The organism is Leptolyngbya sp. CALU 1928 (assembly GCF_056784215.1).
Genome location: NZ_JBXBCE010000001.1, coordinates 2,828,506 through 2,849,710, shown reverse-complemented (window position 1 = coordinate 2,849,710; position 21,205 = coordinate 2,828,506). Strand labels below are relative to the sequence as shown.

The following is a 21,205-nucleotide window of genomic DNA, read 5'->3' as shown; positions in this document are numbered from 1 at the left end:
ACCTTAGAGATCATAATAATACTCAGTCCTTCATACCCATATCCTGCACTCTTTCACTTCCGCTTAGATACAGTAGAAACAGACGTTTTCTATTTCTATTATCTGTGACTCAACCTGAAGCGATTCGCCATTTACTCAACGCTGTTGCCCAAGGGGAAATTGCCCCCGATAGTGCCCTTGATAAGCTCAAGTATTTCAACTACGAGCCAGTGGGTGACTTTGCCCATATTGATCATCACCGTACCCTGCGGACTGGCTTTCCTGAAGTGATTTGGGGATTGGGCAAAACGCCAGAGCAAATCGCCAAGATTATGGAAGTGATGCGGCAAAACACGCCCGTGGTCATGGCAACTCGGATTGAACCGGATGTTTATGAGCAACTGCGATCGCACATCCCAGAACTGCACTACTATCCCACAGCGCGAATCTGCACTTTGCATCAAGAACCCAATTCGCAGGACTCAACGCCTGCTTATCCGGGTTTAATCAGCATTCTCTCGGCGGGCACCTCGGATTTACCTGTTGCCGAAGAAGCCGCGATTACCGCAGAACTCTGTGGCTTTCAGGTAAAACGCCTGTGGGATGTGGGCGTTGCCGGAATTCATCGGTTGCTGAACCAGCGAGACGCGATCGTCGATGCCGATGTGTTGATCGTGGTGGCAGGCATGGAAGGAGCCTTGCCCAGCGTGGTTGCAGGCTTAGCCGATTGCCCGGTGATTGCCGTGCCCACCAGCATTGGCTATGGAGCCAGTTTCAACGGGTTAGCCGCTCTGCTCGCCATGCTCAACTCCTGCGCGGCGGGGGTCGGTGTCGTTAACATCGACAACGGGTTTGGAGCCGCGATGTTAGCCGGAAAAATTTTGCGAACCGCAGAACGGCTTAGTAAAAACGCGATCGCCCGTTAGCCTACCACGCGCTAATCTATGGTCTGTGGCAAAATATCTTGACCTATTCGCTTCTACGTCCACACTTCTTCGGTTCTAGAGGGTGGAATCTGGGCGCGAAACTCTTGCTTATATTGCTCAAAATCCCAGGTTTCCAAAAATTTCTGTGCAGAGGCTTGACCTGCCTCATAAAGCGCTGTTTTCTCGGATGATGTGAGTTGAAACTGGGTGGTTTGAATGCCCATGGTTGGAATAGGAATTGTGCGGACAAAGCTTTCTGTATTGATGTAACGGGCATCGTGAGCTTCCATCATTGTGGAAAACATTGCCTTTAACATCGAAACGGGTCCCTTAATCACATGGGGTTTATCTTGATCGGGATCGACCAGTCGCACTCCAAAAGTGGGCCATGCTGGGTCTGCCTCTCCGGTATCAAACAGCCACACCGGGTAATTGCTCAACACACCGCCATCCACAATGTAGTTAGTGGCACCCACTTTATCTTTCAACTGCACGGGTTCAAAGAAGAAGGGCAAGCTCATACTCATCCGCACGGCGGCTGCCACTTCTAAATCATCAGGATTCACGCCGTAATGTTGGATGTCTCTCGGCAGCACGAGCATTCTGCCACGGGTCAAATCGCTGGCAATCACCTGTAGTTTATAGCGATAGCGGGGATTATCTTTGTTTTTTGGCATGACCAGATCGCCAAAAGTACGAACCCCTTTTTTTGCTAGTAACTCCCGCAGCCAGTTTTCAAAAAAATTGCCTTCGTAAATGCCTTTCTCGGTGATTAAGCTAAGCATTGAGCCAATTAAGGGAATTTCGTCTTCCCAGCCTTTATCCATAAATTTGGTAAAGTCTTGGGCATCTAAAATCTGTTTGAGTTCTGCGGCGTTGTAGCCGGCGGCAATCAGCGCGGTGACGATCGCCCCGGCTGAAGTGCCTGCCAAATTTTCTAGCGTATAACCTTCTGCTTCAAGTACTGAAAATGCGCCGACTAAGCCAATCCCTTTAACTCCGCCGCCTTCAAACACGGCATCAATTTTTTTGGGTGCGTCTAATTTTTTTGCAGTGTCTATCATGTTTTAGCACCTGAAACGCAATATAGTTGGGCACTTTAGTAAAGCATAGGAATTCTGAGAACCGCTACTTTTTGTAGAAAATCAGAATACTTTCCCATGATTAAATTTGCCATGATTAAGGCGATATAGAAAACCCTAGGGCTTGTTTAGTTTTAAGCAGGGTTTGATTGGCGATCGCGGCAGCTTTTTCTTTGCCATCTCGCAGCACCGATTCTAAGTACCCTTGATCATTGATAATCTCGTGATACTTATCTTGGATCGGTTTGAGATGGGCGATCGCGGTTTCCGTTAGCAGCGGTTTAAACTGTCCCCAGCCCATCTCCGCGCACTCCGTTGCTACTGCTTCCTTCGTTTTGCCAGACATCAACTGATACAGGGTCAGCAAATTGTTGCACTCTGGACGCTCCAAATCGCCAAAAACCAGCCCTTTAGTGGGATCAGTTTTACACTTTTTGATTTTGGTTTGAATCAAGTCTGGCGGATCAAGCAGGTTGATTCTGCTCAGATCTGAAGGATCGGACTTAGACATTTTTTTGGTGCCATCGGTTAAGCTCATGACCCGCGCCCCTGCCGCCAAAATCAGCGGATCGGGTGATTTAAGCACCGCTTGCCCCTGACCAAACTGATGATTGAAGCGATCGACAATATCGCGAGTCAACTCAATATGCTGCTTTTGGTCTTCACCCACAGGCACTTTATCGGCGTTATACAGCAAAATATCTGCTGCCATTAACACTGGGTAATCCAACAAGCCCACGCCCACATTTTGCCCCTGCTTCACCGCTTTTTCTTTGAACTGAATCATATCTTGTAGCCAGTTGAGCGGCGTGATGCAGTTCAGCAACCACGCCAGTTCGCTGTGAGCCGACACATGGGACTGAACAAAGATGGTGGAATGTTCCAAATCAATGCCACAGGCAAGATAAAGCGCCGCAATATTCAAGGTGTCGGCTGCTAACGTTTTAGGATTGTGCGGTACGGTGATGGCGTGCAGATCGACCACACAGAAAAAATTATCGTACTGGCTCTGCCCTTCAACCCAGTTCCGAATGGCTCCTAAATAATTTCCCAGGTGAAGATTGCCCGTTGGCTGAACTCCAGAAAGAACGCGCTGTTTCGTCATGATGCGGGTCAGTAAATGTGTTTTGGAACCTAATTGATGGAGGGATGGCAAGCAAAGCAGAGTGAACCGTTGTCGATCACCTTCGCTTAATTAAATTATGTCTTAACTCGCTAAACTCAAGGGCAGGTCAAAGGACTTGGGCGATCGCAAAAAAGCTGCCCGTCATTATCTTAGCGATCGCGCCTTCACTTCGGCAGATCAGTATTTTCAGTTGCAATAAACTACTGATGATCGATGCAACCGTCGCGATCGCTGATTTTTTAAGCGGATGTTTTTTTCCGAGATTGAGTAGAAGCAGGCTTTTTCGTTGCCGCAGTCCGAGATTTTGTCGCGGCAGGCTGTTTTACGGTTGACTCATCATCAGATTTAGTTTTTGCTGCCGATGTTTTTTGGGCTTGGGTCTCTTTTTCGCTAGTTTCCGGCTCAGTTTTTTTAGCTGCGCTGGTGGATGACTTAGCGGATGTTTTCGTTAATTTAGACGGTTGAGCTTCTAGTTCTGCCACTGCTGATTCCACAGCTTGGGTTTTCCGTCCTCGGCGACTTCCAACTTTAGCAGCAGCTTCCTTTTCTTTGTTGGCGCGTCGCTTCCCGGAAGGCACATAATTTTTGAGGGTAAAAGCGCTAATCTTAATTCCTTTTTCGGTTAGCATTTCTGCCAACTCTGCATAGGTATACCCTCTAGAAAGCGCGGATCTCAGGGGTTCACGTAGCTGATCGATCGCTTCTCTTAACGATAAGTCTTCTTTAGGTTTTTCGGGCAATGACTCTAAAAAAGCGCTTGTACTTCCAATCGATGATTGTTTAACTGCGACTGCCTTTGATCGTTTTTCTGTTACTTCTACCATTGTTGCTGCCTAAGTCTTAAGTGAGTTTCAATCATTGTATGCCCTTCTCTCACAACTCTTGCGATCGCGTTTCTAATTGTTATTAAAATTGCATCAATTAGCGTAATAGCCATTCAGAAACAAGCTATTTTTGCAAGCAGCAGACTGACAGCAAATCACTTATCGCTGATAGTAGATGGTTGAAAGACCTGTTTCTAAATCCTTGGAGACTGCTTTCCGTCAGTGTTCAAAACCAAGATGCTTGACGATTTTTCTGGACGCTCTTAGGTGCTTATTTTTCCATGCAAGAGTTAGGAAATTATAGATTGTTTGTATGGCTACAAGCTGATTGATGGGCGATCGCGCTCACGCGCTTGGCTAGACCACACTGATAATGTGTCCTATTTATCTTTCTCTTTTTCTTTTATTTTGAGACTATCTTTAGCACCTATCAAAAAAAAGAAGTCATGTCTACCGTGAACCAGACTGCACCTAAAACTGATTTATCCGATTCTCACTATTACTTTAGTCAAGAACTAAGTTGGTTGAAGTTTAATGAGCGAGTTCTTCAAGAAGCCCTCAATCCTCGCACACCCTTATTAGAACGGTTAAAGTTTTTAGCCATTTTTAGCTCAAATCTGGATGAGTTCTTCATGGTGCGGATTTCTGGGCTAATTGGTCAGGTTAATGCAGAAGTCAACCCACCTACGCCCGATGGACGCAGTCCTCAACAACAGTTAGATGCAATCACCGAGCAATTACGCCCATCGGTGACCCGGCAACATCAATTATTTGAGCATGAATTGCGTCCCTTGCTAGCAGAAAAGGGAGTACGCCTCCTTAATTACATTGACCTGAATAAAGAGCAACGATCGCATCTCAAACGCTATTTTGAAGAAAGCGTGTTCCCAATTCTGACCCCGCTGGCGATCGATCCTAGCCATCCGTTTCCTCACATGTCCAATCTAAGTTTGAACTTAGCGGTGAGCGTTAAAGATCCAGAGACGGCAAAAGAACTGTTTGCTCGTGTGAAAGTGCCCAATATTTTGCCGCGCTTCATTGTTTTGCCGGAAGAGTTGCGTCAACAAGCAGGAAAATCGTGTTTGTGGATCGGCGTTCCCTTAGAACAACTGATTGCTCACAATCTAGAAATGCTGTTTCCAGGGATGGCAATCCAAGAGTTTGGCTTCTTTCGGATTACCCGCGATGCTGATTTGGAAGTGCAGGAATATGAAGCAGATGATTTGCTGTTGGCGATCGAACAGGAATTACGCAAGCATCGCTTAGGGGGATCGGCAGTGCGCTTAGAGGTGCAAGAAGGAATGCCTGATTCGCTGAGAAAACCGCTGGTGGACGAGTTTGATTTGACAGATAACGATATTTATGAAGTGGAAGGATTGCTGAATTTGAAGGATTTATTTTCCTTCATGGGACTGCCCTTGCCAGAGTTGAAAGATGCGCCTTGGACAGCGGTAATTCCGGCTCGACTAAAAGCGGTCAATGACTATGAAACGGAGTCAGCTTTTCAAAACCAGGAGCCTGTGGTGAATATCTTCTCCGTGATTCGAGAAGGTGATTTGCTGGTGCATCATCCTTATGAGTCGTTTACTGCCACGGTGCAGCGGTTCATTAGTCAAGCGGCTTATGATCCGCAGGTGCTATCAATTAAGATGACGTTGTATCGAACTTCAGGAGATTCGCCGATTGTGCGATCGCTGATTACCGCCGCCGAAAATGGCAAGCAGGTAGGCGTGTTAGTGGAGTTAAAAGCCCGATTTGACGAAGCTAATAACATCACTTGGGCACGCAGTTTAGAAGCAGCAGGAGTGAATGTTGTGTATGGTGTGGCAGGGCTAAAAACCCACACTAAAATTGTTCTAGTCATTCGCCAGGAAGCCGGAAAACTGAAACGATATGCTCACATTGGCACCGGAAACTACAATCCTAAAACGGCGGGACTCTATACCGATTTAGGATTGCTGACTTGCTGCGAAGAACTCGGTGCCGACTTAACGGATTTGACAAATTTTTTGACTGGCTATTCTCGTCAATCGTCTTATCGCAAATTGTTAGTGGCACCGTTAACGTTGCGCGATCGCATGGGTGATTTAATTCACCAAGAAATCAAAAATGCCCGCAGTGGAAAACCCGCTCGAATTATTGCGAAAATGAATGCGCTAACGGATATAGACCTGATCAAAAAACTCTACGAAGCGTCTCAAGCGGGAGTCAAAATTGATTTGATTGTGCGGGGGATGTGTTGCCTGCGTCCCGGCTTAAAGGGCATCAGCGAAACAATTCGGGTCATCAGTATTGTAGGACGATACTTAGAGCACTCCCGCATTTTCTACTTTCAAAATGACGGCAAAGAAGCGCTCTATATTGGCAGTGCCGATTGGATGACTCGCAACCTCGATCGCCGAGTGGAAGCGGTTACGCCTATCGAAGATCCTAAACTGAAAAATGAACTGAAGGATATTATAGATATTTTGCTATCCGACAATCTCCAAGCTTGGGATTTGCAGAGCGATGGCGAATACATTCAGCGATCACCAGCCAAAGGTGAAGCAGCCCGCAGTGCCCAAAAGATCTTTATGGAACGCGCATTGAAAGCCGCAAAATAGACCCAGAATTTAGGCTGAGGGGGGTGGAGTAGGCTGATTGTTTTTATGAATGATCAGTTGAATGGATAAAGCAAATAATCCTAGCGCTGCAATTCCAGATACGCCCATCCCTAGGGTGGTCATGCCGATTACGAGGGTTCGCACGGCAGCAGAAATTCGTTGAACGATAAAGTTATCAGACTGGATTTTGTGGGCGGCGAAGGAGAGGGCGATCGCGTGGCTCATCCGATACATTCCAAATGCCATGATGCCCGCAATTACAGCGCCAGTTGCACAGCGTTGAGGCGTGAGTGGTTGCGTTGTGCCATCAGTCGCTTGAACCGATGAAGCTTGAGGTTCAGAGTCTATAGATTGGGGCAGGTCACTCATAAAAATTGCCGGAGAAGGGGATTGGGTCTTTAACCTATTGTGCGATGTGAATGCCACAGTGGCTAAATTGTGAAACCCATAACTCTAGGTCAGGATCGGCGATCGCGCTTTTCAGATGATCCGATAGCTGTTGTGCTTCAGCCTGAGTCTGCGTCAGCGCAAAGACTGTAGGACCAGAGCCAGACATCATCGCCCCCAAAGGTTGCATGGCACGCAACCGCTTTTGCAAATCAGCCACTTTGGGATAGTGAGGCAGCACCACTTTTTCGAGATCATTGTGTAGCAACTGCCCGATTTGGGCGATATCTCGATGGGCGATCGCGCTCAGCATGGCACCCGATCGCACTTCTTGGCGGCGGTTTACTTGAGCCGTTGAGTCACGGTAAGACGATTCAAACTGCTGTCGATAGGTTTGATATGCCCAGGGCGTAGAAACTGAAAGACTGCGATACTTTGCCAACACCACATGCAGTTTTTCTAAATCAAGGAGGGCATCAAGTTGTTCACCCCGCCCGGTTGCGATCGCCGTCCCACCCGCCACGCAAAAAGGCACATCTGACCCAAGTAATGCTCCCAACTCCTGAATTTCTGGCTGAGTCAGCCCCAGTTCCCACAGCAGATCCAATCCTACCAGCACCGCTGCCGCATTGGTGGAACCTCCTGCTAGCCCCGCCCCCACCGGAATGTGTTTGTGGATGGTGATGTCTACGGCACCAAACTGAGCAAAGGCTTTGGGAAATTGTTGACTCATCAGGTGAGCAGCCCGATAAGCCAGATTACTCGTATCGTTGGGCACAAGGGGGTGGTCACAGTGAACGCGCATCGTTTCAGTGCCGTTTGATCGCAGATCAATTCGATCCGCTAAATCAACACTTTGCATCACCATCACCAGTTCGTGATAACCATCGGGGCGATCGCCCAAAATCTCCAAATATAAATTGATTTTTGCGGGGGCAATTAAAGAATAACTACGCATAAAAAGAAAGATTCTCTAATAATTAAAAGCTACGAATGGACGACTAACTGATTACTAAGCAAAACCCATTGTTCAACGCTTAAATCTTCGGCTCGTGATTGTGGATTAGCACCCAAGGTTTCTAATAGATGAGATAGGCGATCGCGATCAATCAGGCTTTGCAAATTATTTCGCAGCATTTTTCGTTTACTGCCAAATCCTAATCTCAACAGGGTTTCAAAAAAACGAGGATCAGTCGCCGCAGGCTGAAACGTCCGAGGTCGCAAGCGAATCACGGCAGAATCAACCTTAGGCGCAGGCTGAAATGCTTTGGCTGACACATCACAAATGAAATCGCACTCGGCTAAATATTGTACCCGCACGGTTAAGGCTCCAAAATTGGTTGAGCCAGGTTTAGCATTTAGCCGCAGCGCCACTTCTTTTTGCACCAGCAATACGATGAGTTCAAATGGATCTTCGGCGGGACTGGCGATCGTGCCCAAGAGTTTTTCAATAATCGGTCCCGTAATGTTATAGGGAATATTAGCAACTACTTTATTCGGATTTTGAAACTCTGGTAAAGGTGCCAGCATTGAGGGCAAATCTAACGTCAAAAAGTCTTCTTGCAACAGCAAGAAAGTGTCAACCTTACCTAACTTTCTAATCAACAGTTCACATAAATCACGATCGATTTCTACTGCAACCACTGAATCTGCTTGAAGCAATAATTGGCGAGTGAGTATGCCAGTGCCGGGACCAATTTCTAAAACGCGATCGCCTTTGCTACCAGAACTCATTCTTTTAAGTTCAGCCGCAGTCACGATGCTGTTCAACGCCTTTTCACTCTTTAACCAATGCTGGGCAAACTGCTTACGCGGTGTGGGCACAGGGTTACTCCGGTATTCCAACGACTTCACCCGATCCCGCTATCACTTCCCCGATCGCAAACGCAGCGATATTCTCAGTGGCAAAATGCTGAAGGGCTAAGTCTACTTGAGCAGGGGGCACCAACACCACAAAACCGATGCCCATATTAAAAGTATTAAACATGCCCGAAAGACTGACATTGCCCTCTTGTTTCAACCACTGAAATAGAGGGGGCACCGTCCAAGAGGTGAGGTCAATCTGCACGGATTGCCCCTGACCCAAACAGCGGGGCAAATTTTCAGGCAAACCGCCGCCCGTAATGTGTGCCATTCCATGGAGGGTTAAGCCAGCCTGACGCGCCTGCAAAACGGGCTTAACATAAATCTGAGTAGGAGTCAGCAAACTATCGCCCAAGGATTGCCCCTCAAAACTGGCGGGGCGATCGCTGAGATCAAAACCGCGATCGCTGATAATTTTTCGTACCAGGCTGAATCCATTGCTGTGAATGCCCTGACTCGCTAACCCGATCGCCACATCGCCAATCTGCACCTGGGAGCCATCTAAAAGCTGACTTTTTTCCACCACACCCACACAAAACCCTGCCAAATCGTATTCTCCCGATTGATAAAATCCGGGCATCTCGGCGGTTTCGCCCCCCAGCAAGGCACACCCTGCCAAACGACACCCTTTGGCAATCCCTTCCACAACTTGGGTTAACTGGGCGGGTTCCAAATGCCCAGTTGCCAGATAATCTAAGAAAAACAGCGGTTCTGCGCCACAGGTCACCACATCATTGACGCACATGGCGACTAAATCAATCCCAACGGTATCGTGCTGATTGAGACTGTGTGCCAGTTTGAGCTTCGTGCCAACACCATCTGTGCCCGAAACCAAAACAGGTTGATGGTAGCCTGCGGGTAGCTCGAATAAGCCACTAAACCCACCGAATGCGCCTAAAACACCGGGGCGAGTGGTGCTAGCAACCAAACTGCGGATGCGATCGACAAACGCCCGCCCCTTTTCAACATCTACTCCTGCATCCCGATATTCCATGCAGATCTGCCAGCAACGTCTCGGATGTCATTGTACTCTTTCGTCTTCCAGAACTTAAAAATTTGTTCGTGGAATGCTTCAGGAGATAGTTCACAGATAGCTAATTTTGCGATCGCAAATATAAAGTTTTGATGAAGTTGGGAACTAAAATCCCGATTGAGCAATTATCCGACAAGTCCTAACTATCGGTCTTTTGCGGTTCATTAATCGTTAGAAAATTTTCCGGAATCTTTTGGGATCACTCACTACCACTGATCCCCAATACGAAAACTTCATGATAGTCTGTTGCAGTTCTCAATTATTTAGGAGCGAAATCGAACCGAGTACGGGTTGAAACCACGAGCCTTCATGCAGATTCATTAATTTTCAGCATTCAAACTACACGTCTCAAACGTGCCGATTGAAAAAATGCGTACGAATCATGCGGAACTCGAACCCCAATGATGTGTCTTTTATCCAATGGAATATGACTCAAAAACTTTTTGGCAGTTTAACTGCATCCCTGTTGATTGCCACCCTGGGTGTTCCCACCTCAAGTAGTGCCGCTCCTGTTGAATCCAGTAGACAGGTCTCTAGTGCAAGCCTTAAGCAGACCGATCCAAAAGCAACCCCCAGCGAAACCGCAGCCGAAACTGCACCGTCATCCAATAAATCTTTAAAGACTATCACTCAGTCTGAAGAGGTTATGAAAGTGGGTGAACAAGTTACTAAGCCTGAGTTTGATAGGACTAAAGAGGTCATTGCGAAGGTTCAGCCTCACGAAATCTCTGGGCAGAAAGTTGCCATCCTATATGTTCGTAATATTCCGGTTTTAACGTTCAAGGGTTCTATCACCGCTTCCAAAAGTGATGTGAAACTTGGGACTCAACCGAAAAAGTCTTCCAATCCGGTTTCTGCCAATGCTCAGTCTTTGAACCGAGCGAAAGCGCTTTCCGCTCCTTCTTTAACCTCGCTGCTCAGTTCCTCCGAATCCTTATCTGAGCTAGACTCCCAGGAACTAAATCTCAGCACTATAGATGCTGGTTTTGCTGAGAATGACCCCGTTTGGAGAGCCACCGAGATCGCAGCAAAACTAAATCAACTTCATCGCAATGGGCTAGACGCAGACAAGATTACTGTAGCCTGGGGCGGTCAAGTCGCGAATGCAAGCGAACGCGATCGCTATTTTATTCAGGTCGATACCCTGAAAATTGCGGTGATTGATGCTAACACCATTTTGCCTGATTCCACCCGCAATCTAGAAAAAGATGCACTCCAAGCGACCAATCGCTTGAGACGACTTTTAGGCGATGCGTCACCGCTGCGCGAGGTCACTGGCAAACCGATCGTTTGGAGAGATCAAACTATTTCTTTAGGATCTATCCAATTCAAGCTAACTGGATTTGCATCATGGTATGGACCTGGTTTTCATGGTAACCGCAGCGCTAGTGGTGAAGTTTTCAATCAAAACGCCATGACCGCTGCCCACCGAACCCTGCCGTTTGGCACCCAGGTTTTGGTGACCAACGTAAATAATGGACAATCGGTAATGGTAAGAATTAACGATCGCGGTCCATTCCACGGAAACCGCATCATCGACCTATCTACGGCGGCGGCGCGTGTGCTGGGGGTTGTGCAATCGGGAGTTGCCCCCGTCAAGCTAGAAGTCATTGATTCAAGAAGTGCCGCTGCTATTAGCAATTAAGCAGTTTGTCACTCAATCGAGCGATCGGTTAACAACCAGTATCACCGTTAATGAATTAGCAAGACGCTAAACCTGTTTCAACCACGGGAGTATTTTTCTCTCCATTTTTTAGGCGTGGATAGTATTGATGCTATTCACGCTTTTAATTTGTTTGAGTATTGGCGATTTCGCCCATTAGCCCAATCAGTGGCACCGTTGAATCCACTCCTTTACTTTGCATCAAAACACCAAAATTACCTAAACCCACTGGATTGATCAGGTTGTGTAAGGCATCGCGACGACAAAGAATCTCCTGAATCGATCGCGCGTCGGTTGCCGGAGACTGACTGAGAGCCGTTAGGCGATCGCCTAATCCTAAAGCCATCAAAAACAATGCTTGTTTGGTATATCCGACGAGGTTCAATCCACAAAGTTCCCCTTGTTTTTCCAAAGCAGTAAAATCAACGTGAGCCGTAATATCTTGCTGCCCGACATGGCGGTAAGGGTCAGAGTGATGCTGATGCTGGAAGTAGCATTGAAGTGTGCCTGATCGATTGGGATGATAGTAGCGATCGCTCGGATAGCCATAGTCAATCGTCAAGACATATCCTCGCTGGAGATGCTTGGCAACAGTCGTCATCCAATCTAGTGCCGCCAAATTGACTTCGGTGCGATATCCATCGGCATAAGCGGGTGATTGCAGATTAATTCCAACAAAGTCAAAGTATTCTGCCAGCTTTGGGGTTGAAAGGTCGCCAATAACTTCGACAAACTGAGTGGATGAATTCTGCTGATTTACAGAAACGTAAATTTCCTTTAACTGTCCTGCTTCTAGCACCACTTGATGGACAGGCATCGCATCGATTAATTCATTAGAAAACCAGCAGCCCGTAATTGAACTGGGCAGGTTTGCAAAATCGCACCAATCAATCAATGTTCCGGCTTCCAGAAATTGCCTCAATTGCTGGTGTTGGGCTTGAATCAGAGCAGGCGATCGCTCGATAATTACATACTTTAAACACGCAAAACAATCGGGAGAATTGCGTTGTAGAGCAGCCAATATATCCCCTGATAGCAACCCCTGTCCGGCTCCCATTTCCACTAAGGTAAAGGGGTTTGGATGCTGCAAAAGTTCCCACATTTGGGCAAACTGTTTAGCTAATAATTCGCCAAAATCTGCCCCTAAATGGCATGAGGTAAAAAAATCTCCGCTGGCACCGATTTGAGTAGAGGAAGACGCATAATATCCATATAGCGGATGGTAGAGCGCCAAATCCATGTACTCTGCGAACGAAATTCGATGGCAAGGACTCTCAACAATCCGTTGAGTGATGACGGTATTAAGAGTCCTTTGATTACTATTTGTCTCCAATTGCACAGCTTTTTCCAAACCCGATTGTGGTTTTCATTGTGACACAAGCGTTCTGGCTGATAAAACTGTTGACTAATGGCTTGAAGATGCTTGTGAATTTCTGCGCTTTTGCGATCGCTGTTTAATTTTTTCCAGCACCCCACTCTAGAACCCTTGCAGACTGGTTGACAATTACTGAGCTTGGGTGGCATATTCTCGTGTATCACCATCAAATGAAATCGCGAACTTTCCTTGGGGCTGCATTTCCTTCAGAACTCTAAGGTAGGCTTCCGCGTCGTTTCTGCGGCGAAATCGAATCACAGCGAGTTCTTTGAGGTTGGGTAGCAGTTTGCTAACGACCCAGGGATTTAGTCTTTCTTGGTAGTCCATAATTCACTTCTCTCTTTTTGGGTAATGATTTGAGTCAAACCGGATGAACCACCAGCGCTAGCCGAAATATACCCTAGCCCAAAGGCTATAAGCGCTATGTGCAGTGTTATTCGTCAGTTGACACTACCATAGATAGTAGTTAAGCCTGGAAACCGCAAGTTTTTTTACAATTCGCAACAAATATTGGCTTGCGCTCCCAAAAAACTGTGCTATCGGTCTACTAGACCAGTTCCTCAGCAAGAAGAATAGTTCAATTTTTTTGGGTGCGATACATCTAATCAAAAACAACCGTGCGATTGCCATAGACCAGCACGCGATTTTGCAAATGTAAGCGCACGGCTCTCGCTAGCACGACTCGTTCTAAATCTTTCCCTTTGCGAATCAAATCTTCCACACTGTCTCGATGGCTTACCCGCACCACATCTTGCTCAATAATTGGACCTTCATCTAGGTCGGCTGTAGCATAGTGAGCCGTTGCCCCAATGATTTTTACGCCGCGATCATAAGCGCGATGATAGGGATTAGCTCCCGCAAAAGCAGGTAAAAAGGAATGGTGAATGTTAATAATGGCAGGAAATTGGGTGATGAATTCTGCGCTCAAAACCTGCATATATTTTGCCAATACTACTAAGTCAATCTTGTAGCGTTTTAGCAAGTCAATCTTGTAGCGTTTTAGCAATTCAAGCTGTTTCTTTTCCTGGTCTTTTTTCGTGTCTTGCGCGATGGGGATGTGATGATAATCAATGTTAAATTGATCAGCGATCGCGCCTAAATTTGGATGATTGCTGAGAATCAATGGAATATCTACGGTGAGTTCTCGCGATCGCTGTCGCCATAGAAAATCATATAAGCAGTGGTCTTGTTTGCTCACCCAAATGGCAATCCGAGGCACTGTATCTGAAAAGTGAAGCTGCCAATTTGCCTGAAGAGGTTGGGCGATCGCATTAAACGCCGTTCCAATAATTTCACGCGGTAGGTTAAATCCGTCTAGCTGCCACTCCAATCGGGTGAGAAACAACCCCGCTGCAAAATCAGTATGCTGATCAGCATGAATAATATTGCCGCCATTAGCATAAATAAAATTAGCAATTTTTGCAACTAATCCTTTTTGATCCGGGCAAGAAATTAACAGCGTTGCGGTTGGAATGGTCATGATTTCGTTGGCTTTGGCGTAGGCACTTTTGGCTTAGACGCTGGCTTTAGCTGCCATTCAGTCAGTGGACGATTGACTGCGTTTTCAAAATCCAACGATACCAGGAATATTTGCAAGTCTGCACCGGGTTGCGGATCAATTTGAGCATAGAGTGCAGTGCGATTAAAATCAGGTTTGCCTAAAATCAATCGATGAGTTTTGCCATCCTTTAAGGTGAGATCCACGGTTGCCAATGGCGAATCAAACCCAAACTCTACTTGTTTTGCCAAAGGCACGGTCAGCGGTGGAACACTTTTTGCAGATGCGATCGCGTTCAGCAAATACGCCACCGATGCATCATTCGCAGCCCCTTGATTAGGCAAAGTCATTTGCCAAATTGCCGGATTGGGCGGAGCATTTTTGACAAAGGATAGATTTTGCTTCGGTGTTTTCAAGCTCAGTGATTGCACATCCGCTTCCTGAAAACCAAACAGTGCTTGAGCCGCCGACTGAACGGATGGCGGAGTCTTTTGCTCTTGCAGATACACCACGCCCCCCAGCAATGCAGCAATAATCAACAATATCAACGGGGTGCGGTTTAGCTTCATAAGGGGAGCGATGACAAATTAAGCCCAATTCGGTCAAGACAGACGCATAATCGCTTTAACCCAACGCTGAGCGTCCATAAACCATCCTTACCAAGCCCTTTGGGAGAAGGCTTGGTAGGGCAAGGGCTATTTTAGAATTCTCCTATCTTCTATTGCTTAATTCCCAGGTTCTATCGGTTGTTCATAACCTGGAGCATAGGCTTGGAGGAGAGCGCTCACTTGGGTCAGAATTTCGTCCCCTGAACTCTTCCCAATTACCTGCCGTTCGGGGAAGAATTCGGGACGGTCAAGACTACGGGCGATCGCTTCTCCCACCTGCTGAGCAATTAAAGCTTGCAGTTCCTCTTTTGCCCGCTGTCGCTGATAATTTGCGCCTTCTTCAGTCGTCGCATAGAGCGGCGGCAATCGGTTCAACCCGTAGGCGGCGATGTCTCCTAAATCTAGAGTACGATCGCTGGTCGCCTCAATTTCAGCAACACGGGCGATCGCCTCTGTTAACACTAACTCTTCCATCACATTAATAAACTGCTTCCGAGGAACAGCAACGACTTCCCCAGTCAAGAGCGCTCCCATTAAGCGATCTAACGCCATGTACTCTTCAATCGAGAGTTCTGAGGCAGTATCACAGATGCGTCCCACCTCCGCCTCCATTGCTGGGGTCAGATACCCGTCTTGCAGAGCTTGTTCAACAATCTTTTCGATGCTCATAGAGCTTCCTACACCTCTTCCATGGCTTAAATTATCTGATCCGCTTTAGTAGTCTTGAATAATGGTGCCCTAGATTGCGCCTAGTAGACCACTTTCATCAAAACCTTAAAGAACAAATTATTCAAATCCTACCTCACGCCACGGAGACGGATCGACAGATAAGCCATTAACATACAATCCCCAATGTAAATGAGGTCCTGTCACGCCACCTGTTGCGCCGACGGCACCGATCACCTGCCCCGATCGCACAAAATCTCCTTCTTTCACATTAATGCGACTGAGGTGAAGATAAATAGTGGTAACTCCTTGCCCATGGTCAATCCCAACGGTGTTGCCGTGGAGCTTAAATCCTTCAGAAACCCTCCCCACAAGTGCGACCCTGCCTGGTGCCGGAGCGACAACTGGAGACCCATAGGCTCCTGCATAATCAATGCCACGATGGTAATAATCTTTGGCAAAAACGCCATTGTAGTACCGACGAATGCCATAGCCAGAGGTGACCGCTCCTTGGTTGGGACGACGAAAGGCACCCTGCCAAAACTTTTCGGGGGTCACTAGTTTTTTAAAGGCATCCACGCGATCGAATTCGCGATCAGTTCCATCGCTGCCGCTACCTGAAATCCGAATCGATTGGGTCGGAAATTTACGGTTAGCAATTCTAACAGTGACTTCAGCGGTTTCGCCGCCACCTGTAGCTCGAATCGTTAAGGTGCCCGGTTTGTCCAGCGGAGTGGTGGGCACCAATGCCCGAAATTGATTAGAGCCGTTTAAGAATGTTTGATAGGTTTGCTTGCCAACAGTAACCTGCGGAGTGGCATTGATGCTGACATCATCATATTGAGCAATAACCCTCAGTGTATCTCCCAATTTAGGATTGGTTGGGGTGACCTTGAGTTGCATCGCGCTCACTGCGGTATTAGGAATGAAAGCGATCGCGCTCCCCAGAACCAACCCAAATGCCACTCGTCTTGATGTTGCAAGTTTTGATATTGAAATACGTGCTTGGTTCAAAATGGCATCGGTTCTTTGCAGCATAGAGTTTGAACGGAACACAAACATAAGCCGATGTTGTGTAACTTGTAGAAATCAGTTCCGTTAAGAGTAACGCTCAACCGCTACCATTTTCTACTGAATGATCAAAATTTTTGTATATGGAACACTCCAACCTGGAGAAATGAACTATTCCCTGTGCGATCGCTGGGTGATAGAAACCTGTTCGGCGATCGCATTAGGGCAAATTTATCAGCTTCCCTTTGGCTATCCGGCAATGGTTGCGGGTGGCGACGGCGTTGTGCAGGGAGTGGTGCTATCCTTTGCGAATTCTGCCATTTTGCAGCAGCTAGACGAGTTTGAGCAGCATGACCCCAATCTTTTTCAGTCCTACTTTCCTGAACTGCCGCTCGATGAACACCATTATCAACGGCAGGCGATCGCAGTATTCAATCCAGGAGGCTCTTCTCTGGGGGGTGCCTGGGCGTACCTAATGACATCTGCCCAGATACGACAGATTGGCGGTGTTTTGGTGCCAAGTGGAAACTGGAAAGGATCAAAACTGTAAAAGCTCAATCAATGAGTTTTCAATCAAAGCTTTGCAGTTATCGAACGTTGTCATTTGAGTTGCGAGGGAGTGAAGATGGAGAGGCACTGTCAGTCGGTGCTGCAACAGGCGTTTTAGAGATAGCAATCAACGGCTGGTCTAAGGCAATCAACAAAGGCTCTGGCTTCGCAGCAGGTTGAGTTTGTAACGGATCTCGTGATGATTGTGCCATCTGGAAAAACGGAGAGCGATCGCCCATTAAGCTGGTGGAGATAGCCCCGACCGCAACGGCTGCAAGAGCCATTCCGCCCCAAATTGCCGAAAAACGAGGACGGCGGTCTACACGAGCTAGCACTGCATCAACTGTTTGTTGCATCGCTTTTTCGTTGGTTGCTGGCACAGGCATCGCCTGAAACGTTTGTCTTAGCTTGAGTAGTCGGGCATGAAGCTTCTGCACTGTGGGGTCATTTGTTAACCATTCTTCCACGGTGCGGCGTTCATCCGCGGTCACTTCGCCATCCATGTAGGCGCTTAGCATCTCAAATCGATCGCGCTGGACTGCATCGAGCGATCGCGCTGAAGAATTAGAATCAGCGGACGAAGACGGCATTTTTTTAGAGTTGTGAGGGTCAAAGTTAAATGTCATTGCAACATTACTGTGTTTGTGAAGGAGTACACCCAATGCTTAAACTAAAGCATAGAGAATTTGTCTGAGAAAAACAAATTTCGTGAGATAGATTTTTGAATGGCGGGTTTAGATTGCTGGTGTTCACCGAAGGATTAAAGGGAGTTGCTACTCTCCATCTAAATAGCCTTGCAGTTGAGTTTGCAACCGAAGACGCGCCCTAGCAATTCTAGATTTGACTGTACCGAGGGAGACACCCGTAATCTCAGCGATTTCTTCGTATGCCAGACCTTGGATTTCGCGTAACACGATGGTGGTGCGAAACGCTTCTGGCAAATCTGCGATCGCGGCTCGCAACTGATCATAGAACTCTTGAGACGTTAAATCTTCGTCGGGTCCAGGTGCATCGGATGCCACATCCCAACTCATTTCACCGTCTTCCATGGAACGAGGCGCATCCAACGATAGCGGCATGGCATGGCGCTTGCGCTTCCGCAACTCATCGTAGAACAAGTTTGTGGCAATGCGGCTTAGCCAGCCCCGAAATTTGACAGGATCCTGTAGTCGCTTAACATTGCGATACACTCGAATCCAAACTTCCTGCGCCAAGTCTGACCGATCTTGCCAATCGGGAGCCAAATGATATAGCACCCGTTCAACATGAGATTGGTATCGCCGCATGAGTTCTGCAAAGGCAACCTTGTCAGGAGAATGACCGGCTTGACACTGCAAAATTAGGTCGTAATTAGAGAGTTTGTCTGCTTGCACTGGCACCTGGGTAGATATAGATTCCACCGATGACCAGGATAGCCGAAGTGAGTGATTCATGGACGGAACTTTACTCTAGTAGACATTCCATTTTTTATGACGGGCTGTTTTTAAGAAGGTTCCCCCAAGAAAATAAGCCTAAGTTTAGGGCTACACAGTGATGATTTTGCTGCTTTCTAAGGGCGATCGCTCCATTTCTAAGGGCAGATAAACCGTCATGATTTCCCCTGCTTTGGGGCGCTGCTTAACCGTGAGTTTGCCCCCGATCGCTTGAAACAAGCTTTTTGTGACCGCTAAGGTGAGGCTGAGGCTACCTGTTTCCGGTTGAAACATCAGCATCCGACCGATTGACTTAGGCGAAGGCTTGGGCAACGACGCGCCAAACAATCCTTTGCAGTGACTCTGGCTGGCGGCATCTAGGAGGGATTGCAACTGAAGTTTAAGCTGGTCTCCTGCCAACGTTACATCGACTTGAATGTGGCTACCCGCAGGTAAGTTGCGGGTGAAGCGCTCAATTAAACTCGTGAGTACCTGTTCTAGCATCGTCGGGTCGCTCACGACGGCTGGCATCGTTTCGGGAACAACAATGTCTAAGACCATTTGGCGTTGGCTTGCTTGTTGCTGCCAGCGGGGAATGCTTTGTTGAAACACATCGACCACAGAGGTACGAATTAAAGACATTGGGGGCGAATGGGTTGCGGTCGTTTCCAGTTCCATTGCGCGAAAGATCAGCCCAAACCGATCGATCTGTTCACTGCATTCGCGATCGATAATGCTCAGGCGTTTCAGCACATCGGGAGCTAAATCAAGGCGCTTGAGCAGCGATCGCGTCAGGGTGCGAATGGTGGTTAATGGCGTGCGAACTTCATGGGCGATCGCCTGCACCAATTCCACATCCAAATGCTTTTCATCCAATTCTGCTGGGACTGGACTCTTTGGATTGTAGGAACTCGACGGGTCAGCATGGTGATCACTGTCTATTTTTTCGACTTGATTTGAGCCATTGACGCTTTTCGGTTGAGAAATCGGCTCTAGCGGCTCGTCTTCCAAGATGTTGGAATTTTCCAACATCAAGCGGCTAAACTGCATCACCGTTTTATAGTCTGGTGAAACGGGTGAAAACTGATGCACCCATTCATCCAGGCGATCGACCTGATGAGAAGTCATCAGCAAAATGCGAGGGCGAATCGCCTCCCAAGCTTGCTGCACCACTTCTGGCACAAACGAAAACAAAAAAGCAGGTTCCTGATTCAGGCTTTCACCTAAAACCATGACTAAGCTAAACCAGGGAGTCATCACTAGGCAAAACGGTTCTGCCGCCAGTGGATCGCCTGGTAGGAGTGGCAGTACGGGTAGGGGATGATCACCAGCGCACGTTTCTGATTCTGCCGGAAGCAACTGGAGCGGCATCCAGTGGGGCGAATGCAGCGAAGTGGCTGCTAGAGTGCGCGTTGCAAACTGCTTGACGATTTGAGGATGGTTAAAAACAGGAGTAGGACCCGATAAAATCATGCCAGAAATTGCTTGATTACCGATGCTATCTACGGTTGGGGAAACGGTTTGGGCAGCGATATAAGCGGGAGTCTTTGGGACAGTCACATGTTGTTGTAAAAGTAAGTTGAGCGCTGCGATCGCCCCATACCATTCGCGCTCTGCTCGTATTTGTTGCAAAGCGACGCGGTTCCCCAACCGCTGAGATGAGCTAGACTGGCCCTTGCTTGCTTGCTCTGAGCCAATCGTCCAAGTTGGATCATTCAGCGCTATCACTTCACTTAGAGTTGGCAACAACCACTTCGACACGCCCTTATCCCTCTGTATCCGGTTTCATTGCGAGTAGGCTGCTTAAAGTTGCAAATCCCATCAAACTACTTTTTCTGAAGATTGAAATTAGTTGGATGGCGATCGCCTACTCCTATGAAGTTAGCCGGAATTTCGGATAAGCGATAGTCGCCAAACCGAACCTTAGTAGTCGCGATTGCCGCTATCGGTAGTTTGTAAATTGCAAGGGAGTGGGATAATCTTCTTGCTTTAAACGCTGGATCACGTCTTGCAAGTCATCTTTAGACTTTGCCGTAACCCGCACTGTATCGCCCTGAATTGATGCTTGGATTTTGCTAAATTCATCGCGAATCAGTTTAGAAATTTGTTTGGCGAGTTCTTGAGAAATTCCTTTTTTTAATTTCACTTCCTGCCGCACACGAGTTCCACTAGCAGATTCCACTTTGCCATAGTCAAAAATCTTGAGGGATAGGTTGCGCTTGATTGCTTTGGTCTGAATTAAGCTGTTGACGGCATCTAAGGTGAAGTCGCTATCGGTATTGATGGTGATTGCTTCTTCGCCTAGTTCCACCGTTGTTTTGGTATCTTTTAAATCATAGCGGTTCTGAATCTCGCGGGTTGCTTGATCTAAGGCATTGACTAGCTCTTGGCGATCGAACTCGCTAACAATATCAAAGGAATAGTTTGCAGCCATCGGTGAATGTTTAAAGTGAGGGTCTAATCCTATTTGTGTACCATAGTAAGCGTGATCAGCCACATTCTTGGAAAGAAATGACCCAGGTTAAGGCAATAGATTAATACAGCCGATGCGATCGCTTGGGTAGATCATCACAGCCACGGTATAAGGAGAAAAGCGATTT

At 47.4% G+C, this 21,205-nt stretch carries 21 protein-coding genes; 4 read left to right on the top strand and 17 right to left on the bottom strand.

Annotated features, from left to right (window positions below):
- The first annotated feature begins 104 nt into the window (after positions 1-104).
- Positions 105-905 (top strand): nickel pincer cofactor biosynthesis protein LarB, encoded by an 801-nt coding sequence (gene larB, locus AC1S5B_RS13280; protein ID WP_482036148.1) that lies wholly within the window; start codon positions 105-107, stop codon positions 903-905.
- A 53-nt stretch (positions 906-958) separates the two neighbouring features.
- Here larB and AC1S5B_RS13275 read toward each other — a convergent pair whose 3' ends face one another.
- The 3 genes from AC1S5B_RS13275 to AC1S5B_RS13265 form a co-directional block, all read right to left on the bottom strand.
- Positions 959-1,969: a patatin-like phospholipase family protein gene (locus AC1S5B_RS13275; RefSeq protein WP_482036147.1), complete on the bottom strand. Its 1,011-nt coding sequence runs from the start codon at positions 1,967-1,969 to the stop codon at positions 959-961.
- A 115-nt stretch (positions 1,970-2,084) separates the two neighbouring features.
- The gene (trpS, locus tag AC1S5B_RS13270) at positions 2,085-3,092 is read right to left on the bottom strand and encodes a tryptophan--tRNA ligase (protein ID WP_482036146.1); all 1,008 of its coding nucleotides are present in this window, start codon (positions 3,090-3,092) and stop codon (positions 2,085-2,087) included.
- A 260-nt stretch (positions 3,093-3,352) separates the two neighbouring features.
- Positions 3,353-3,937: a hypothetical protein gene (locus AC1S5B_RS13265; RefSeq protein WP_482036145.1), complete on the bottom strand. Its 585-nt coding sequence runs from the start codon at positions 3,935-3,937 to the stop codon at positions 3,353-3,355.
- Between the two features lie 446 nt (positions 3,938-4,383).
- On the opposite strand from AC1S5B_RS13265, the gene ppk1 reads away from it, so the two are divergent.
- Complete coding sequence (gene ppk1, locus AC1S5B_RS13260; RefSeq protein WP_482036144.1) at positions 4,384-6,540, top strand: polyphosphate kinase 1; 2,157 nt, start codon at positions 4,384-4,386, stop codon at positions 6,538-6,540.
- Between the two features lie 9 nt (positions 6,541-6,549).
- Here the strand turns inward: ppk1 and AC1S5B_RS13255 are convergent, their stop codons facing one another.
- Genes AC1S5B_RS13255 through purM form a run of 4 tightly spaced genes read right to left on the bottom strand, consistent with a single transcriptional unit; the run spans position 6,550 to position 9,784 of the window.
- Entirely contained in the window at positions 6,550-6,909 is a 360-nt protein-coding gene (locus tag AC1S5B_RS13255; RefSeq protein ID WP_482036143.1) for a DUF3082 domain-containing protein, read from the bottom strand.
- 34 nt (positions 6,910-6,943) lie between these two features.
- Positions 6,944-7,885 carry a 4-(cytidine 5'-diphospho)-2-C-methyl-D-erythritol kinase gene (ispE, locus tag AC1S5B_RS13250; protein WP_482036142.1) on the bottom strand — a complete coding sequence of 314 codons (942 nt, stop codon included), beginning with the start codon at positions 7,883-7,885 and terminating at the stop codon, positions 6,944-6,946.
- Between the two features lie 29 nt (positions 7,886-7,914).
- Positions 7,915-8,751: a 16S rRNA (adenine(1518)-N(6)/adenine(1519)-N(6))-dimethyltransferase RsmA gene (gene rsmA / locus AC1S5B_RS13245; protein WP_482036141.1), complete on the bottom strand. Its 837-nt coding sequence runs from the start codon at positions 8,749-8,751 to the stop codon at positions 7,915-7,917.
- Positions 8,752-8,755: 4 nt separating this feature from the next.
- Positions 8,756-9,784, bottom strand: coding sequence for a phosphoribosylformylglycinamidine cyclo-ligase (purM, locus tag AC1S5B_RS13240; RefSeq protein WP_482036140.1), 1,029 nt, complete (start codon positions 9,782-9,784; stop codon positions 8,756-8,758).
- 421 nt (positions 9,785-10,205) lie between these two features.
- On the opposite strand from purM, the gene AC1S5B_RS13235 reads away from it, so the two are divergent.
- Positions 10,206-11,468, top strand: a complete 1,263-nt coding sequence (locus AC1S5B_RS13235) for a septal ring lytic transglycosylase RlpA family protein (RefSeq protein ID WP_482036139.1) — start codon at positions 10,206-10,208, stop codon at positions 11,466-11,468.
- Positions 11,469-11,610: 142 nt separating this feature from the next.
- On the opposite strand, the gene AC1S5B_RS13230 is transcribed toward AC1S5B_RS13235, so the two are convergent.
- From AC1S5B_RS13230 to AC1S5B_RS13205, 6 genes are all read right to left on the bottom strand, one after another.
- Complete coding sequence (locus AC1S5B_RS13230; RefSeq protein WP_482036138.1) at positions 11,611-12,825, bottom strand: class I SAM-dependent methyltransferase; 1,215 nt, start codon at positions 12,823-12,825, stop codon at positions 11,611-11,613.
- Between the two features lie 165 nt (positions 12,826-12,990).
- Complete coding sequence (locus tag AC1S5B_RS13225; RefSeq protein WP_482036137.1) at positions 12,991-13,188, bottom strand: hypothetical protein; 198 nt, start codon at positions 13,186-13,188, stop codon at positions 12,991-12,993.
- A 274-nt stretch (positions 13,189-13,462) separates the two neighbouring features.
- A complete protein-coding gene (purU, locus tag AC1S5B_RS13220; RefSeq protein ID WP_482036136.1) occupies positions 13,463-14,341 on the bottom strand; it encodes a formyltetrahydrofolate deformylase in 879 nt (292 codons plus the stop codon).
- Positions 14,338-14,928 (bottom strand): DUF4340 domain-containing protein, encoded by a 591-nt coding sequence (locus AC1S5B_RS13215; protein WP_482036135.1) that lies wholly within the window; start codon positions 14,926-14,928, stop codon positions 14,338-14,340. Before AC1S5B_RS13215 ends, purU begins: the two co-directional genes overlap by 4 nt.
- A 156-nt stretch (positions 14,929-15,084) precedes the next feature.
- A complete protein-coding gene (locus AC1S5B_RS13210) occupies positions 15,085-15,636 on the bottom strand; it encodes a late competence development ComFB family protein (protein WP_482036134.1) in 552 nt (183 codons plus the stop codon).
- A 117-nt stretch (positions 15,637-15,753) separates the two neighbouring features.
- Entirely contained in the window at positions 15,754-16,671 is a 918-nt protein-coding gene (locus AC1S5B_RS13205; protein WP_482036133.1) for a M23 family metallopeptidase, read from the bottom strand.
- Between the two features lie 97 nt (positions 16,672-16,768).
- On the opposite strand from AC1S5B_RS13205, the gene AC1S5B_RS13200 reads away from it, so the two are divergent.
- A complete protein-coding gene (locus AC1S5B_RS13200; protein WP_482036132.1) occupies positions 16,769-17,194 on the top strand; it encodes a gamma-glutamylcyclotransferase family protein in 426 nt (141 codons plus the stop codon).
- A 37-nt stretch (positions 17,195-17,231) separates the two neighbouring features.
- Here AC1S5B_RS13200 and AC1S5B_RS13195 read toward each other — a convergent pair whose 3' ends face one another.
- From AC1S5B_RS13195 to AC1S5B_RS13180, 4 genes are all read right to left on the bottom strand, one after another.
- A complete protein-coding gene (locus AC1S5B_RS13195) occupies positions 17,232-17,783 on the bottom strand; it encodes an anti-sigma factor family protein (RefSeq protein WP_482036131.1) in 552 nt (183 codons plus the stop codon).
- A gap of 183 nt (positions 17,784-17,966) precedes the next feature.
- Positions 17,967-18,626, bottom strand: coding sequence for a sigma-70 family RNA polymerase sigma factor (locus tag AC1S5B_RS13190; protein WP_482036130.1), 660 nt, complete (start codon positions 18,624-18,626; stop codon positions 17,967-17,969).
- A 90-nt stretch (positions 18,627-18,716) separates the two neighbouring features.
- Complete coding sequence (locus AC1S5B_RS13185; RefSeq protein ID WP_482036129.1) at positions 18,717-20,366, bottom strand: sensor histidine kinase; 1,650 nt, start codon at positions 20,364-20,366, stop codon at positions 18,717-18,719.
- Between the two features lie 181 nt (positions 20,367-20,547).
- Positions 20,548-21,039, bottom strand: coding sequence for a YajQ family cyclic di-GMP-binding protein (locus AC1S5B_RS13180; protein WP_458649553.1), 492 nt, complete (start codon positions 21,037-21,039; stop codon positions 20,548-20,550).
- Positions 21,040-21,205: the final 166 nt, after the last annotated feature.

Coding starts and splice junctions, on each gene's coding strand:
- AC1S5B_RS13275 (WP_482036147.1), bottom strand. CDS start 1,969: ATGATAGACACTGCAAAAAAATTAGACGCACCCAAAAAAATTGATGCC.
- trpS (WP_482036146.1), bottom strand. CDS start 3,092: ATGACGAAACAGCGCGTTCTTTCTGGAGTTCAGCCAACGGGCAATCTT.
- AC1S5B_RS13265 (WP_482036145.1), bottom strand. CDS start 3,937: ATGGTAGAAGTAACAGAAAAACGATCAAAGGCAGTCGCAGTTAAACAA.
- ppk1 (WP_482036144.1), top strand. CDS start 4,384: ATGTCTACCGTGAACCAGACTGCACCTAAAACTGATTTATCCGATTCT.
- AC1S5B_RS13255 (WP_482036143.1), bottom strand. CDS start 6,909: ATGAGTGACCTGCCCCAATCTATAGACTCTGAACCTCAAGCTTCATCG.
- ispE (WP_482036142.1), bottom strand. CDS start 7,885: ATGCGTAGTTATTCTTTAATTGCCCCCGCAAAAATCAATTTATATTTG.
- purM (WP_482036140.1), bottom strand. CDS start 9,784: ATGGAATATCGGGATGCAGGAGTAGATGTTGAAAAGGGGCGGGCGTTT.
- AC1S5B_RS13235 (WP_482036139.1), top strand. CDS start 10,206: ATGCGGAACTCGAACCCCAATGATGTGTCTTTTATCCAATGGAATATG.
- AC1S5B_RS13225 (WP_482036137.1), bottom strand. CDS start 13,188: ATGGACTACCAAGAAAGACTAAATCCCTGGGTCGTTAGCAAACTGCTA.
- purU (WP_482036136.1), bottom strand. CDS start 14,341: ATGACCATTCCAACCGCAACGCTGTTAATTTCTTGCCCGGATCAAAAA.
- AC1S5B_RS13215 (WP_482036135.1), bottom strand. CDS start 14,928: ATGAAGCTAAACCGCACCCCGTTGATATTGTTGATTATTGCTGCATTG.
- AC1S5B_RS13210 (WP_482036134.1), bottom strand. CDS start 15,636: ATGAGCATCGAAAAGATTGTTGAACAAGCTCTGCAAGACGGGTATCTG.
- AC1S5B_RS13205 (WP_482036133.1), bottom strand. CDS start 16,671: ATGCTGCAAAGAACCGATGCCATTTTGAACCAAGCACGTATTTCAATA.
- AC1S5B_RS13200 (WP_482036132.1), top strand. CDS start 16,769: ATGATCAAAATTTTTGTATATGGAACACTCCAACCTGGAGAAATGAAC.
- AC1S5B_RS13195 (WP_482036131.1), bottom strand. CDS start 17,783: ATGCCGTCTTCGTCCGCTGATTCTAATTCTTCAGCGCGATCGCTCGAT.
- AC1S5B_RS13190 (WP_482036130.1), bottom strand. CDS start 18,626: ATGAATCACTCACTTCGGCTATCCTGGTCATCGGTGGAATCTATATCT.
- AC1S5B_RS13180 (WP_458649553.1), bottom strand. CDS start 21,039: ATGGCTGCAAACTATTCCTTTGATATTGTTAGCGAGTTCGATCGCCAA.